Genomic DNA, 14,773 nt, shown 5'->3' with positions numbered 1-14,773 from the left:
GATATGTAAGATAATAAGAAAAAGCGCAAGACCCGCCAGAAGGGTAACGTAACCCGACTTTTATTTCACTATAAAATCTGAAGCTAACGAGCGGCTTCGCAAAACCTTTCGTAGACGTATCTCCCGCCACATTGTGACTCCATGTTTAGCCTGCACAACCAGCAGTAAAAAAAGTGTACGAATTATCGCTGGCTGGTGCTATTGTTCGGTAATCGTGTTTAGTAAATTAAACAAAGACTATGAATACAACTCCTGATTCCTCCTGTGATGTGCTAATTGTTGGCAGCGGCGCTGCTGGTTTATCTCTCGCCCTGCGCCTGGCGGAACGCTGTACGGTCACCGTTCTCAGCAAAGGCCCAATTAGTGAAGGGTCTACTTTCTATGCGCAAGGCGGCATCGCCGCCGTGTTTGATGAAACCGACAGCGTTGAATCCCACATCGAAGATACGCTGATTGCGGGAGCGGGTCTTTGCGATCGCCATGCGGTCTCCTTTGTTGCGAGCAACGCTAAACCCTGCGTTCAATGGCTTATCGATCAGGGCGTTTTGTTCGATACTGAGGTACAGGCAAACGGCGAAGCGAGCTATCACCTGACGCGCGAAGGGGGGCACAGTCACCGCCGTATCCTCCACGCCGCCGATGCGACCGGGAAAGCCGTAGAGACCACCCTGGTGAGCAAGGCGCTGGCCCACCCTAATATCCGGGTGCTGGAGCGCAGCAACGCCGTTGATCTGATTCTCTCCGATAAAATCGGCCTGCCGGGAACGCGGCGCGTTGTGGGAGCCTGGATCTGGAACCGTAATAAAGAAGCGGTTGAGACCTGCAGCGCAAAAGCTGTGGTGCTGGCGACCGGCGGCGCAGCGAAGGTTTATCAGTATACGACCAACCCTGACGTCTCTTCCGGGGATGGTATTGCAATGGCCTGGCGAGCCGGCTGTCGGGTCGCCAATCTGGAATTTAATCAGTTTCACCCAACGGCGCTGTACCATCCGCAAGCGCGCAATTTCCTGTTAACGGAAGCGCTGCGCGGCGAGGGCGCACTGTTGAAACGTCCGGACGGCACACGGTTTATGCCGGAATTTGACGAGCGCGGCGAACTGGCTCCGCGCGACATTGTCGCCAGAGCGATCGATCATGAGATGAAGCGCCTGGGCGTTGACTGTATGTATCTCGATATCAGCCATAAACCGGCAGAATTTATCCGCCACCACTTCCCGATGATCTACGAGAAGCTGCTGGGGCTGGGCATTGACCTGACAAAAGAGCCAGTTCCCATTGTGCCGGCGGCACATTATACCTGCGGCGGCGTGATGGTTGACGATCATGGGCGCACTGATGTTGACGGGCTGTACGCCATTGGCGAAGTGAGCTACACGGGATTACACGGCGCTAACCGTATGGCTTCAAATTCATTGCTGGAGTGCCTTGTTTACGGCTGGTCCGCTGCCGAAGATATCGTTAAGCGTATGCCGTTCGCTCAGGCGGTCAATAAACTGCCTTCCTGGGACGAAAGCCAGGTCGAAATACCTGATGAACTGGTCGTAATACAGCACAACTGGCATGAGCTGCGCTTGCTGATGTGGGATTATGTCGGCATCGTGCGTACCACTCGTCGTCTTGAACGCGCCCTGCGCCGTATTACTATGCTGCAACAGGAGCTGGACGAATACTACGCCCGCTTCCGTGTCTCTAATAATTTGCTGGAGCTGCGTAACCTGGTACAGGTTGCTGAGCTGATTGTACGCTGTGCCATGCAGCGTAAAGAGAGCCGCGGGCTTCACTATACGCTGGATTATCCTGAGCAGCTGCCCGACAGCGGACCGTCGGTGCTCTCGCCGCTGGCTCACATAAAAAGATAAAAATCCTGGGTCAAAGCGGTAAATCCTTCGGAATATTGCTGCTCTGGCCCGCGGATAACTAATCTGTCGCTAAAGCACTCTTCCCCCGCCGACGGCGAAAAAGCCAGCAGAACCCGATGCGGCGGGCGCATTTCCGTTTCCGCGACATCCGTTCGTAGACGCAGATGCCAGCCCATATTCTGCGCCCGCTGCACAAACGCGTTACCGATGTCGACCGGAAGCACGACGCAGAAAAACCCCTCTTCCGTAATAAGTTCGGCGGCGCAGGTTAATAATGTTGCGTGATCGAGAGAGGAAGTATATCGAGCCTGCTCGCGCTGCGAGGTAGCGCAAGGTACGCCTTCTGCGAAAAAAGGCGGGTTGCTGACAATCAGCTCATAGCGTCGGGTTTGCCGCGGCTGCCATTGTTGAATATCGGCCTGATGAATCTGCAGACGCCCGGCCCATGGAGAATCCGCGGCGTTTTCTCGCGCCTGTTGTGCCGCCTCTTCGTCCAGCTCCACGGCATCCACGATAACCGTCTCCCCGGTACGTTGCGCGAGCATCAGGGCTAACAGGCCGCTGCCCGCGCCGATATCCAGCACGCGCTTAACCTGCGCGATCGGGGCCCATGCGCCAAGTAAAATGCCGTCGGTACCCACTTTCATCGCACAGCGATCGTGGGCGACAAAAAACTGCTTAAACGTAAAACCATTGCGCGGCAGCGCGAACTTCGACTGGGACATCCTCGATAACCTTGCGGACAAAAACTCCTGAGCGTAAGGCTATGCACAATACCGGAGAACAGATAGCCTTACAAACAGATGAACATTGCGTCCGTAACGTCTATAATCGGCGGTCCACTCAGAGGTAGATCATGACTGTAACGACTTTTTCCGAACTTGAACTCGACGAAAACCTGCTGGACGCTCTCCAGGACAAAGGTTTCACACGCCCGACAGCCATTCAGGCCGCCGCTATTCCGCCTGCGCTTGATGGCCGTGATATTCTCGGTTCAGCCCCGACAGGCACCGGTAAAACGGCGGCGTATCTTCTGCCCGCGTTGCAGCATCTGCTCGATTTTCCGCGCAAGAAATCTGGTCCGCCGCGCATTCTTATCCTGACCCCAACTCGCGAACTGGCAATGCAGGTTGCCGACCACGCGCGTGAGCTGGCAAAACATACTCATCTGGATATCGCCACCATTACCGGCGGTGTCGCCTATATGAACCATGCTGAAGTGTTCAGCGAGAACCAGGATATCGTGGTCGCCACGACCGGCCGCCTGCTGCAGTATATTAAAGAAGAAAACTTTGATTGCCGCGCCGTTGAAACCCTGATCCTTGATGAAGCGGACCGCATGCTGGATATGGGCTTCGCGCAGGATATCGAACACATTGCCGGTGAAACCCGCTGGCGTAAGCAGACTATGCTGTTCTCCGCCACCCTCGAAGGTGACGCCATTAAAGATTTTGCTGAACGCCTGCTGGAAGAACCGGTAGAAGTCTCGGCTACGCCCTCCACCCGCGAGCGTAAAAAAATTCACCAGTGGTATTACCGTGCCGATGACGTCAAGCACAAGACCGCTCTGCTGGTCCATCTGCTGAAGCAGCCGGAAGCGACGCGCTCTATCGTCTTCGTACGTAAGCGCGAGCGCGTTCATGAACTGGCGGGCTGGCTGCGTGAAGCGGGTATCAATACCTGCTGGCTGGAAGGCGAGATGGTGCAGGCGAAACGTAATGAAGCAATTAGCCGCCTGACCGATGGTCGAATTAACGTGTTAATCGCTACCGATGTTGCCGCACGCGGAATCGACATCGCGGACGTAAGCCACGTATTTAACTTCGACCTGCCGCGCACGGCCGATATTTACCTGCACCGTATTGGTCGTACCGGCCGGGCGGGTAAAAAAGGTACGGCTATTTCACTGGTTGAAGCCCACGATCATCTGCTGCTGGGTAAAATTGGCCGCTATACTGAAGAGCCGCTAAAAGCCCGCGTTATTGATGAGCTGCGCCCAACTACCCGCGCGCCAAGCGAGAAGCAAACCGGTAAACCGTCCAGGAAAGTATTAGCGAAGCGTGCAGAGAAGAAAGAGAAAGAAAAAGAGAAACCGCGCGTGAAAAAACGCCACCGCGATACCAAAAACATTGGTAAGCGTCGTAAACCAAGCGGAGCGGATACCGCGCAGAAGCCAAACGAAGAGTAAAAAAAACGCCGGGATATCCCGGCGTTTTTACATCAAAGTTGAGTCTTACAGGCTTTCGGTAAAAGTACGGGCGATAACGTCGCGCTGCTGTTCCGGCGTCAGGGAGTTAAAGCGCACCGCATAGCCAGAAACGCGAATGGTCAGCTGCGGATATTTTTCCGGATGTTCAACCGCATCCAGCAGAGTTTCGCGACGCAGAACGTTCACGTTCAGATGCTGACCGCCTTCAACGCGAACTTCAGGTTTCACGTCTACCGGGATCTCACGGTATTCGATCTCGCCCAGATTGCTCACCGCAACCACGTCATCTTCAGCAAAACCGGCCTTTGCGCACAGGCAGCGGGCTTCGCCTTTTTCGCTGTCCAGCAGCCAGAAAGAGTTCAGCAGGTCGTCATTTGCAGCTTTAGTAATTTGGATACCAGTAATCATTTTATGCCTCCCAGGCAGTGTTTGTTCGATTATTGGCCTTCGCGGCCAATTGGTAAAACCATTGTTGTATGAGTGTATATATATCAGCCGGGCATCCGGCATTCTTTGATTTAAATCAACAAAAACCCCATCACAAAAGTGGGTATAGGCAGATATTATTGTTTTACATCAAGTTACGCCACACCTTTCAGCAAAAAAAATTGTAAGTTTTCAATTTTTTTTGCACAAAGAACGCCAGTGGGATGGCGCAAATTTTGTGTTGTAGAAAGATGCAGTTAAGCTATGGCAATGACACTTTGCAGGAGAGCAAAATGACCACCCCATTAACCTGGCACGATGTGCTGGCAGAAGAGAAGCAGCAACCCTGGTTTGTTAATACCTTAAAAACGGTTGCTGAAGAGCGGCAATCGGGCATCACTATCTATCCTCCACAAAAAGACGTTTTCAACGCGTTTCGCTATACCGAGCTAAGCGACGTCAAAGTGGTGATCCTCGGTCAGGATCCCTACCACGGACCAGGCCAGGCACACGGTCTTGCCTTCTCTGTTTTACCGGGCGTTGCGACCCCTCCTTCTCTGCTGAACATGTATAAAGAGCTGGAAGGCACTATCCCGGGCTTTCAGCGCCCGAATCATGGTTATCTCGAAAGCTGGGCGCGTCAGGGGGTTTTGCTGCTTAATACCGTATTAACGGTACGCGCTGGGCAAGCGCACTCTCACGCTAGTCTCGGATGGGAAACCTTTACCGATAAAGTGATTTCGCTGATTAACCAGCATCGGGAAGGCGTCGTCTTTCTGCTGTGGGGTTCGCATGCGCAGAAGAAAGGCGCGATAATCGATCGCCAGCGCCACTGCGTGCTCAAAGCGCCGCATCCGTCACCGCTCTCCGCGCACCGCGGCTTCTTCGGCTGTAATCATTTCGTCCTGGCGAATGAATGGCTGACCGAACGCGGCGAAGCCCCCATTGACTGGCTGCCCAGACTACCGGCTGAAAGCGAATAGCTCTAAAAATGAAAATGCCAGCATTACGCTGGCATTTATCGTTCTGCGACAAGCTATCAAGCTTTGTTCTGTCGCCACCATTCTGCCAGCAGAACGCCGGTTGCCACGGAAACGTTCAGGCTTTCAACGTTGCCGGTGCCTTCGATAGCAATATTCAGATCGGCGCTGGAGATAGCGGCATCAGACAGACCGTCGCTCTCCTGTCCTAACACCAGCACCATCTTCTTCGGCAGCTCGGCTTTAAACAGCGGAGTCCCGTTATGACTGGAAGTTGAAACAATCGCGTAGCCCGCTTTACGGAAGCGCTCAAGCGTATCGATAAAGCTGTCGCCCGTAATCGGTTCAACGTGTTCTGCCCCGCCTTCTGCGGTGCGAATCGCGGCACCGGACTCCATAACGCCAGCATCCTGCACGATAACGCCCTTAACGCCGAAGTGCGCGCAGCTGCGCATGATGGCGCCAAGGTTGTGCGGGTTGCCGACATCTTCCAGCGCCAGCACGCAATCTTCAGCGTCGGCTTTCGCCACCCACTGCTCAACGGAGGTGCCATGACGTTTTTTAATCAGGAAGCAAACCCCGCCGTGGTGTTCAGTACCGGAAGCTTTCGCCAGCTCTGCTTCATCAACGACGTGATAAGCTTTACGGTTAGCCGCCATCCAGCGCAGGGCTTCTTTGAAGCGCGGAGTCACGCTCTGGATAAACCAGGCGCGCACAATAGCGTCCGGACGGCTCTGGAAAAGCGCCTGGCAGGCATTCTCGCCGTAAACGCGGGTCTCTTCCGCGCGCTGGCGACGCAGCACTTCAGGATCGATAAAGCTTTTTCCGCTGATCCCGCCGTGATCCGCTTTTACCGGCGCCTCATCACCCGGCGCGCGGGATACGGTACGCCACGGAGAGGAACCCTCACCGCCGAAGCCTTCACGCTTGCGATCGTCACGTTTACGATCGCCACCGCGGCTGTCTCTTTCATCGCGCGCAGGGCGGTTACGACCGTCAACACGAGACTTTCCTGGGCGTCCCCCACCTTTCCCGGTACGCGGGTTATGGGTACGTCGGTCAGAATCATCATCACTGCGGACATACATCACTTTGACCTTGCCGCTTTTATTTTTCAGTTCGTCGTCGCTCATTCATTTTCTCCACCTGCGCTGCGCGAAGCGCGCAGATTACCCGATGTGCCATCACTTAGCCATTATTTCATTTAAAAGCCTGAGTCTATCGTAATCATTGAATAAAACTCATTGTCCTTTATTAGTACTGCATCGATAATATGTAACATTACAGAAACAAATCGGCCACGTGCCGCGCTGCAACCCATAACCAGAGGTTAGTTATGAATACCGTTTGTGCCAGTTGCCAGGCTCTGAACCGCATCCCCGACGATCGTAGCGCTGATGGCGCGAAATGCGGGCGCTGCGGCCACGATCTTTTTGACGGCGATGTGATCAACGCGACCGGGGCAACGCTGGATAAACTGCTGAAGGACGATCTGCCCGTTGTCGTTGATTTCTGGGCGCCGTGGTGCGGCCCCTGCCGTAACTTTGCGCCCATTTTCGAAGATGTGGCTGAAGAGCGCAGCGGCGAAATGCGGTTCGTGAAAGTGAATACCGAAATGGAACGCGAACTGAGCGCCCGCTTCCGCATCCGCAGTATCCCGACCATTATGATGTTCAAAAATGGCGAAGTCATCGACATGCTGAACGGCGCCGTACCGAAAGCGCCTTTCGATAGCTGGTTGAACGAAGCCGGCCAGCAATAAACCCGACGGGGCACCGCTTGTGCCCCGTTTTTACCTCTGCGACAATGGCGTTTTTTCTTAGCGATCCCCATGACTGATAACGCCGTCCTTCGCCTTCGCACCGAACGTCTCGCGCGCGCCACCCGGCCTTTTCTTGCTCGCGGCAACCGTATTCACCGCTGCCAGCGCTGTTTGCTGCCGTTGAAACAGTGCCTCTGCGCGACCCTTAATCCCGTTGCCGCCACCAGCCGTTTTTGCCTGGTGATGTTCGATACCGAGCCAATGAAGCCCAGCAATACCGGACGCCTGATTGCCGATATCCTGCCGGATACGGAAGCCTTTCAATGGTCACGAACCGAACCGCCGCAGGCGCTTCTCGATCTCGTTGCCGACGCGAGATATCAGCCAATGGTGGTTTTTCCTGCCTCCTATGCCAGCGCCGGGCGCCGGGTACTTGACGCACCGCTTCCCGGCAAACCTCCGCTGTTTATTATGCTCGACGGCACCTGGCCCGAGGCGCGAAAAATGTTCCGCAAAAGTCCCTGGCTTGATGCGCTGCCGATGATTTCCGTTGATCTGTCCCGCGTCTCCGCTTATCGCCTGCGAGAAGCCCATGCAGAAGGCCAATACTGTACCGCTGAAGTCGCCATAGCGCTGCTGGATCTTGCGGGGGATGTCACCGCAGCCAGCGCACTTGGCGATCATTTCAGCTTATTCAGAACGCGCTATCTGGCAGGAAAAACGCAGCATAAGGGCGGTATCACAGCACAACTAACAGAAAACGTTTAAAATCATTCGGTCACTGGGGATCAAAGGAGACCGGAATGAGCCAACGAGGCCTCGAAGCATTGCTGCGGCCGAAATCGATCGCCGTTATCGGCGCATCAATGAAACCACAGCGCGCCGGTTATCTGATGATGCGCAACCTGCTGGCTGGCGGATTTAACGGCCCTGTCCTTCCCGTTACGCCGGCGTGGAAAGCGGTTCAGGGCGTACTGGCCTGGCCTGACGTCAACAGCCTGCCCTTTACCCCCGATCTCGCGGTGCTTTGCACCAATGCCCGAAGAAACCTTGAGCTTCTGGAAGCATTGGGGCAAAAAGGGTGTAAGACCTGCATTATTCTCTCTTCACTACCCGAACAGTATCCCGCGCTGCTTGAATGCGCAGCCCGCTATCAAATGCGCCTGCTCGGGCCGAATAGTCTCGGCCTGCTTGCGCCCTGGCAGGGCCTTAACGCCAGCTTTTCGCCGGTTCCTATCCATCGCGGTAAACTGGCGTTTATTTCGCAATCGGCGGCCGTATCCAACACCATCCTCGACTGGGCCCAGCAGCGCGAAATGGGGTTTTCTTACTTTATTGCGCTCGGCGATAGCCTGGATATCGACGTTGATGACCTGCTCGATTTCCTTGCTCGCGACAGTAAAACCAGCGCTATTCTGCTCTATCTTGAACACCTTAGCGACGCCCGTCGCTTTGTCTCCGCGGCCCGTAGCGCGTCGCGCAATAAGCCTATCCTGGTGATCAAAAGCGGGCGTAGTCCGGCGGCGCAAAAGCTGCTGCACGTCAATTCCGGTATGGATCCGGCCTGGGACGCCGCTATTCAGCGCGCGGGTTTGTTGCGGGTTCAGGATACTCACGAACTGTTCTCTGCGGTGGAAACCCTCAGCCATATGCGCCCACTGCGCGGCGAGAAACTCATGATTATCAGTAACGGCGCAGCGCCGGCTGCGCTGGCGCTGGATGAGCTTTGGCTGCGCAACGGCAAACTTGCCGCTCTCAGCGAAGAGACCAGCGCTCTTCTCCGCCAGGCGTTGCCTGAAACCATGGATATCGCTAACCCACTGGATCTCCGCGATGACGCCAGTAGCGAGCATTACCTCAAAGCGCTGAACGTGCTGCTGGATAGCCATGATTACGACGCGCTGCTGGTGATCCATTCACCCAGCGCTGCTGCTCCGGGGACGGAAAGCGCGCTGGCGCTGATTGACGCCCTGAAGCGCCATCCGCGCGGTAAATACGTTACGGTTCTGACTAACTGGTGCGGTGAGTTTTCATCGCAAGAGGCGCGTCGTCTGTTTAGCGATGCGGGACTACCGACCTATCGCACCCCCGAAGGGACGATAACCGCGTTTATGCATATGGTGGAATACCGGCGTAACCAGAAGCAGCTCAGAGAGACCCCGGTACTGCCAGTCTCATTAGCCACTAACACAGCCGAAGCGCATAGTCTGTTACAACGCGCAATCAATGAAGGTGCCACCACGCTGGATACCCATGAAGTGAGTCCTGTTCTGCGCGCTTACGGTATTCATACTCTACCGACGTGGATTGCCGCAGATAGCGCCGAGGCCGTGCATATCGCCGAACAGATAGGTTACCCCGTCGCGCTCAAGCTCCGCTCGCCAGACATCCCCCATAAGTCGGAAGTCCAGGGGGTCATGCTTTACCTACGTACGGCTACCGAGGTACAGCAGGCCGCGGACGCGATTATCGATCGTGTCAAAATGACCTGGCCGCAGGCGCGTATTCACGGACTGCTGGTGCAAAGCATGGCCAATCGAGCCGGGGCGCAGGAGCTGCGGGTCGTCGTCGAGCACGATCCGGTTTTTGGACCGCTGATCATGCTGGGCGAAGGCGGCGTCGAATGGCGAGCAGAAGATCAGGCCGCCGTCGCACTCCCGCCGCTCAATATGAACCTTGCGCGCTACCTGGTCATCCAGGCCATCAAAAGCAAAAAAGTGCGCGGGCGCAGCGCGCTGCGTCCGCTCGATATTCCCGGCCTGAGTCAGCTACTGGTACATGTATCGAATTTGATCGTCGACTGCCCGGAAATCCAGCGCCTCGATATCCACCCTCTGCTGGCTTCCGGTCACGAGTTTACCGCGCTTGACGTCACGTTAACCCTCGCGCCGTTCACTGGCGATAGTGAAAGCCGCCTGGCCATCCGCCCTTATCCGCAGCAGCAGGAGGAGTGGGTGGTGATGAAGAATGGCGAACGCTGCCTTTTCCGTCCCATACTCCCGGAAGATGAGCCGCAGCTGCTGGCCTTTATCGCGCAGGTCACGAAGGAAGATCTTTATTATCGTTACTTCAGCGAAATCAACGAATTTACTCACGATGATTTAGCTAACATGACGCAGATCGACTACGATCGAGAAATGGCCTTTGTTGCCGTGCGCACGACGGCTGAAGGGAATGAGATCCTCGGCGTGACGCGAGCGATCTCCGACCCGGATAACATCGATGCCGAATTTGCCGTACTGGTGCGCTCTGATTTAAAGGGTATGGGTTTAGGCCGTAAGCTACTGGAAAAGCTCATTGCCTATACGCAAAGTCACGGTCTGCAGCGGCTGAATGGCATTACTATGCCTAATAATAAAGGCATGATTGGACTCGCCAGAAAGCTAGGATTCTCAGTTGATATTCAGCTTGAAGATGGAATTGTCAGTTTGTCTCTACAGCTTGTATCTGAGCAATTACAATCGGCTGGCCGCAATTGTTGACTACTTTAACGGGTAGTAATGGTATTATTGCCCGCTTACGTCGTCTGCATGGTACAGAAGACCCTTCAATAAACAGAGAAGAAACGCACTGTGATGTTGTCAAAATTTAAACGCAATAAACATCAACAACACCTTGCCCAACTCCCTAAGCTTTCTCAGTCAGTTGATGATATCGAGTTCTTTTACGCTCCGGCAGATTTTCGGCAAGCGTTACTGGCCAGGATAGCTCAAGCCACCCAGCGTATTTGTATCATTGCGCTCTATCTGGAACAGGATGATGGCGGTAAAGGAATTTTGCAGGCGCTGTACGACGCTAAGCGTCAGCGTCCAGAGTTAGATGTCCAGGTGCTGGTTGACTGGCATCGTGCCCAGCGCGGGCGTATTGGCGTCGCCGCGTCAAACACCAACGCCGACTGGTATTGCCGCATGGCGCAGGAGAACCCTGGCGTCGATATCCCGGTTTATGGCGTTCCGGTCAATACCCGGGAAGCTCTCGGCGTCCTCCATTTCAAAGGCTTTATCATTGATGATTGCGTTCTCTACAGCGGCGCCAGTCTGAACGACGTTTACCTGCATCAGCACGATAAGTATCGTTATGATCGCTACCAGTGCATTCGCAACGCGAAAATGGCCGATGTGATGTTTGACTGGGTTACGAATAACCTGGTGCAAGGTCGCGGCGTTAACCGCCTTGATAAGGCCGATCGCCCAAAAAGCCCGGAAATCAAGAATGAAATCCGCCAGTACCGCCAGGAGCTGCGCGATAGCCGCTACCATTTCCCAGGCGATGCCGACGAAGAGCAGCTGTCGGTAACCCCGCTAGTTGGCCTGGGCAAGACGAGCCTGCTGAATAAAACCATTTTCCATCTGATGCCCTGCGCTGAGCATAAGCTGACTATCTGCACCCCCTATTTCAACCTGCCGGCTCTGCTGGTACGTAATATCATTCAGCTGTTGCGGAGTGGCAAAAAAGTCGAAATTATCGTCGGCGATAAAACCGCCAATGATTTCTATATTCCGGAAGATCAGCCATTTAAAATTATCGGCGCGCTGCCCTATCTTTATGAAATTAATCTGCGGCGCTTCCTGAGCCGTCTGCAGTATTACGTGAATACTGACCAGCTCATTGTCCGTTTATGGAAGGATGATGATAACAGCTACCACCTGAAAGGCATGTGGGTTGATGATGAGTGGATGCTACTGACCGGCAATAACCTGAACCCGCGCGCCTGGCGGCTGGATTTGGAAAACGCGATTCTTATCCACGATCCAAAGCATCAGCTTGGTGCCATGCGCGAAAAAGAACTCAGCCTCATCCGCAAACATACCACGATCGTTAAGCACTATCGCGATCTCCAAAGTATTGCCGACTACCCGATAAAAGTACGCAAACTGATCAGGCGCCTGCGACGTATTCGAATCGACCGCCTTATCAGCCGTATTCTTTGAATTTCCGCCCCGCTCAGCGGGGCTTTTTCCTGGAATTTGTATGCGCAATATCATGCTTATTGCCCCGCTGTTACTTCTGACCGGCTGCAGCCATATGGCCAATGATTCATGGAGCGGTCAGGACAAAGCCCAGCACTTCCTCGCCTCAGCGATGCTTTCTGCCGCAGGCAACGAATATGCCCAGCATCAAGGCTATAGTCGCGACCGGAGCGGCGCTATTGGCTTTATGTTTTCCGTGAGCTTAGGGGCATCGAAGGAGCTATGGGACAGCCGCCCGTCGGGGAGCGGCTGGAGCTGGAAAGATTTCGCCTGGGATGTGGCAGGCGCCACAACCGGCTATGCGGTATGGCAGCTGGCACATCAATAAATCTACAAGCGCAGCCCTTTACCTTTACGATGCAGCGTCAGAGAGACCAGAAAAGCAATCGCCCCCATGACGGTCACGTACCAGTAAAAAGCGTGCTCAATTCCCACAGATTTTAGCGACAGTGCGACATACTCGGCCGAGCCGCCGAATAGCGCATTGGCTACAGCGTAAGAAAGCCCAACGCCCAGAGCACGTACCTGGGCCGGAAACATTTCAGCCTTCAGAATGCCGCTGATTGAGGTGTAGAAACTTACGATCAGCAGGGCGCATATCACCAGAGCAAACGCCGCATACGGCGAACTCACGTTTTGTAGCGCATTAAGAATCGGCACGGTAAAGAGGGTGACCAACGCGCCAAAACAGAGCATTGAGGTACGACGGCCAATCTTGTCCGAGAGGGCGCCAAAAAGCGGCTGAACCAGCATATAAACAAATAAAGCTGCGGTCATAATCATGCTGGCGGTGCCCGCTGTCATACCCGCGGTATTGACCAGATATTTTTGCATATAAGTGGTGAAGGTATAAAAGCTTAACGACCCGGCGGCAGTAAAGCCCAGTACCATAATAAATGCCTTGCGGTTACGCCAGAGCCCTTTGAACGAACCAGCCTCTTTTAACGCGCGCGTTTCCTGCTTAGAAGTTTCGTCCAACTGGCGTCGCAGCCACAAGGCCACGATGGCCAGGACTGCGCCAAGGGCAAACGGAATACGCCATCCCCAGGCATGAAGATCTTCATCACTGAGGATCTGTTGTAATGCAACAACAACCAGCACCGCCAGAAGTTGACCACCAATCAGCGTGACGTACTGAAATGAGGCATAGAACCCTTTCTTACCTTCTACGGCAACTTCGCTCATATAGGTGGCGCTGGTACCGTATTCCCCCCCGACGGATAATCCCTGGAATAAACGTGCAAGCAGAAGCAGAGCCGGAGCCCAGGTTCCTATCGTTGCATAACCCGGCAGGCAGGCTATCACCAGTGAACCAAAACACATCATGCATACGGAAATCAGCATAGAAGTTTTGCGTCCACGACGATCAGCAATGCGCCCGAATATCCATCCCCCGATTGGACGCATCAGAAAACCGGCAGCAAACACTCCTGCCGTTTGTAACAATTGGGTTGTGGTATTCCCGGAAGGAAAGAAGATGTGCGCGAAATAGAGTGAGCAAAATGAATAGACATAAAAATCAAACCATTCCACCAGATTCCCTGACGATGCCCCAACAATGGCCCATATACGGCGCCGGGTATCGGCATGTTCCAGCGATTCACGTTCGCTAATACTGCTTTCTGTCATTGTAATTCTGCTCCAGCAAAGACTGCAATCTGCCTCATCGGGTGTCCCCGCGCCATCAGGCAAATTAGTTAGTAAATCAAATGTTATATAATTGTTATTTTTTAGTTTGTGATGCTATTCACATTTTTTTTCGTAATGTAGCTTTTCACGATTAAAAGTAGATTCTTAAGGATTAACAATGTGAAATATGGTGAAGATCGGGCAATACAGTTTTTTATATAGGCTAAATCGCTGTATATATTTATGCGGGGCGAGGAACATCGAGGTTGAAAATTACCCCCATTGAGCCTGATGTTTCTTTTTTCTCTGGAGATAATCTTCATCCTGCCGAAGTTTATCCCACCATTGTTTAAAGACTGCCGCAGCTGCTGCCTTAACAGGATCATTACCACGTGGATTCAGGCAGCCATCCTTCGCATATTTTTTACCACCTTTGTAATTGGCATAACGTCTTGCCCGGGTGTAGCCCATCTGAATAAATTTGCGCGCCATATCCATACCAACGAAATCATTCTGCTGTCGATAAAACTCGAAGAGCTGATAAATTTCCCTGGCAGATTCAGTCGCGGATGCTTCATCTTTATAGCGCCAGTAGGGAAGGATTTCGCTTTTATAGGGCTCAACCAACAACACGCCCTGTTCGCCTCTTCCTACCTGATAGAGCTCCGGGTGCTGGCGAAAATCGATGCTGGAAAAGTCTTGCTGGTAATTAAAAGGCTTAATGGCCATTATTTTCTCTCATGCCCACAGGTACATATTATAAGCCTGGTACATAAGTCTGGAATGTGGAGAGGGAATTACTCTGGATCTTATACAGGGAGACAGCATAAATCCGGCAGGATTCATGAGGGATATTGGATACAGGGAGAACGATATCCGGCAGTTTCAGACGACAAAAACGCAAAAAGCCCATCCGTCAGGATGGGCTCTTCACTTGT

The 14,773-nt window shown here is 53.6% G+C and carries 13 protein-coding genes; 8 read left to right on the top strand and 5 right to left on the bottom strand.

Annotated features, from left to right (window positions below):
* The first annotated feature begins 239 nt into the window (after positions 1–239).
* Positions 240–1,859, top strand: a complete 1,620-nt coding sequence (gene nadB / locus ABLV11_RS21165; protein ID WP_023329931.1) for an L-aspartate oxidase — start codon at positions 240–242, stop codon at positions 1,857–1,859.
* Here nadB and ABLV11_RS21160 read toward each other — a convergent pair.
* Positions 1,844–2,584: a tRNA1(Val) (adenine(37)-N6)-methyltransferase gene (locus ABLV11_RS21160; RefSeq protein ID WP_004104592.1), complete on the bottom strand. Its 741-nt coding sequence runs from the start codon at positions 2,582–2,584 to the stop codon at positions 1,844–1,846. The two genes, nadB and ABLV11_RS21160, sit on opposite strands and share 16 nt — an antisense overlap.
* Before the next feature lie 131 nt (positions 2,585–2,715).
* Here ABLV11_RS21160 and srmB point away from each other — a divergent pair, with 131 nt between their 5' ends.
* A complete protein-coding gene (srmB, locus tag ABLV11_RS21155; RefSeq protein ID WP_070555732.1) occupies positions 2,716–4,047 on the top strand; it encodes an ATP-dependent RNA helicase SrmB in 1,332 nt (443 codons plus the stop codon).
* A gap of 45 nt (positions 4,048–4,092) precedes the next feature.
* On the opposite strand, the gene grcA is transcribed toward srmB, so the two are convergent.
* On the bottom strand, positions 4,093–4,476 hold the full coding sequence (grcA, locus tag ABLV11_RS21150; protein WP_004104596.1) for an autonomous glycyl radical cofactor GrcA: 384 nt from the start codon (positions 4,474–4,476) through the stop codon (positions 4,093–4,095).
* 311 nt (positions 4,477–4,787) lie between these two features.
* Between grcA and ung the strand changes: the two genes are divergently transcribed.
* A complete protein-coding gene (gene ung, locus ABLV11_RS21145) occupies positions 4,788–5,477 on the top strand; it encodes a uracil-DNA glycosylase (protein WP_017145530.1) in 690 nt (229 codons plus the stop codon).
* Positions 5,478–5,533: 56 nt separating this feature from the next.
* On the opposite strand, the gene ABLV11_RS21140 is transcribed toward ung, so the two are convergent.
* The gene (locus ABLV11_RS21140; RefSeq protein WP_004104598.1) at positions 5,534–6,607 is read right to left on the bottom strand and encodes a tRNA/rRNA methyltransferase; all 1,074 of its coding nucleotides are present in this window, start codon (positions 6,605–6,607) and stop codon (positions 5,534–5,536) included.
* 203 nt (positions 6,608–6,810) lie between these two features.
* Here ABLV11_RS21140 and trxC point away from each other — a divergent pair, with 203 nt between their 5' ends.
* From trxC to ABLV11_RS21115, 5 genes are all read left to right on the top strand, one after another.
* Entirely contained in the window at positions 6,811–7,236 is a 426-nt protein-coding gene (trxC, locus tag ABLV11_RS21135) for a thioredoxin TrxC (RefSeq protein ID WP_004104599.1), read from the top strand.
* A 69-nt stretch (positions 7,237–7,305) separates the two neighbouring features.
* The gene (locus ABLV11_RS21130) at positions 7,306–8,004 is read left to right on the top strand and encodes a tRNA-uridine aminocarboxypropyltransferase (protein WP_017145529.1); all 699 of its coding nucleotides are present in this window, start codon (positions 7,306–7,308) and stop codon (positions 8,002–8,004) included.
* Between the two features lie 35 nt (positions 8,005–8,039).
* Positions 8,040–10,718 (top strand): protein lysine acetyltransferase, encoded by a 2,679-nt coding sequence (gene pat / locus ABLV11_RS21125; protein WP_126489435.1) that lies wholly within the window; start codon positions 8,040–8,042, stop codon positions 10,716–10,718.
* Between the two features lie 93 nt (positions 10,719–10,811).
* Positions 10,812–12,167 carry a CDP-diacylglycerol--serine O-phosphatidyltransferase gene (pssA, locus tag ABLV11_RS21120; protein WP_004104602.1) on the top strand — a complete coding sequence of 452 codons (1,356 nt, stop codon included), beginning with the start codon at positions 10,812–10,814 and terminating at the stop codon, positions 12,165–12,167.
* Positions 12,168–12,207: 40 nt separating this feature from the next.
* Positions 12,208–12,534: a YfiM family lipoprotein gene (locus ABLV11_RS21115; RefSeq protein ID WP_004104604.1), complete on the top strand. Its 327-nt coding sequence runs from the start codon at positions 12,208–12,210 to the stop codon at positions 12,532–12,534.
* Between the two features lie 2 nt (positions 12,535–12,536).
* On the opposite strand, the gene ABLV11_RS21110 is transcribed toward ABLV11_RS21115, so the two are convergent.
* Both ABLV11_RS21110 and ABLV11_RS21105 read right to left on the bottom strand, forming a co-directional pair.
* On the bottom strand, positions 12,537–13,835 hold the full coding sequence (locus ABLV11_RS21110; protein ID WP_004104606.1) for an MFS transporter: 1,299 nt from the start codon (positions 13,833–13,835) through the stop codon (positions 12,537–12,539).
* Between the two features lie 273 nt (positions 13,836–14,108).
* On the bottom strand, positions 14,109–14,564 hold the full coding sequence (locus ABLV11_RS21105; protein ID WP_004114495.1) for a DUF4385 domain-containing protein: 456 nt from the start codon (positions 14,562–14,564) through the stop codon (positions 14,109–14,111).
* Positions 14,565–14,773 lie beyond the last annotated feature (209 nt).

The sequence above is a fragment of the Klebsiella sp. GW_Kp181 genome (genome assembly GCF_040062315.1).
In the GTDB taxonomy this organism is placed as follows: Bacteria; Pseudomonadota; Gammaproteobacteria; order Enterobacterales; family Enterobacteriaceae; genus Klebsiella; species Klebsiella oxytoca.
The sequence above is the reverse complement of the archived record's forward strand: the minus strand, read 5'-3'. Positions and strand labels throughout refer to the sequence as shown.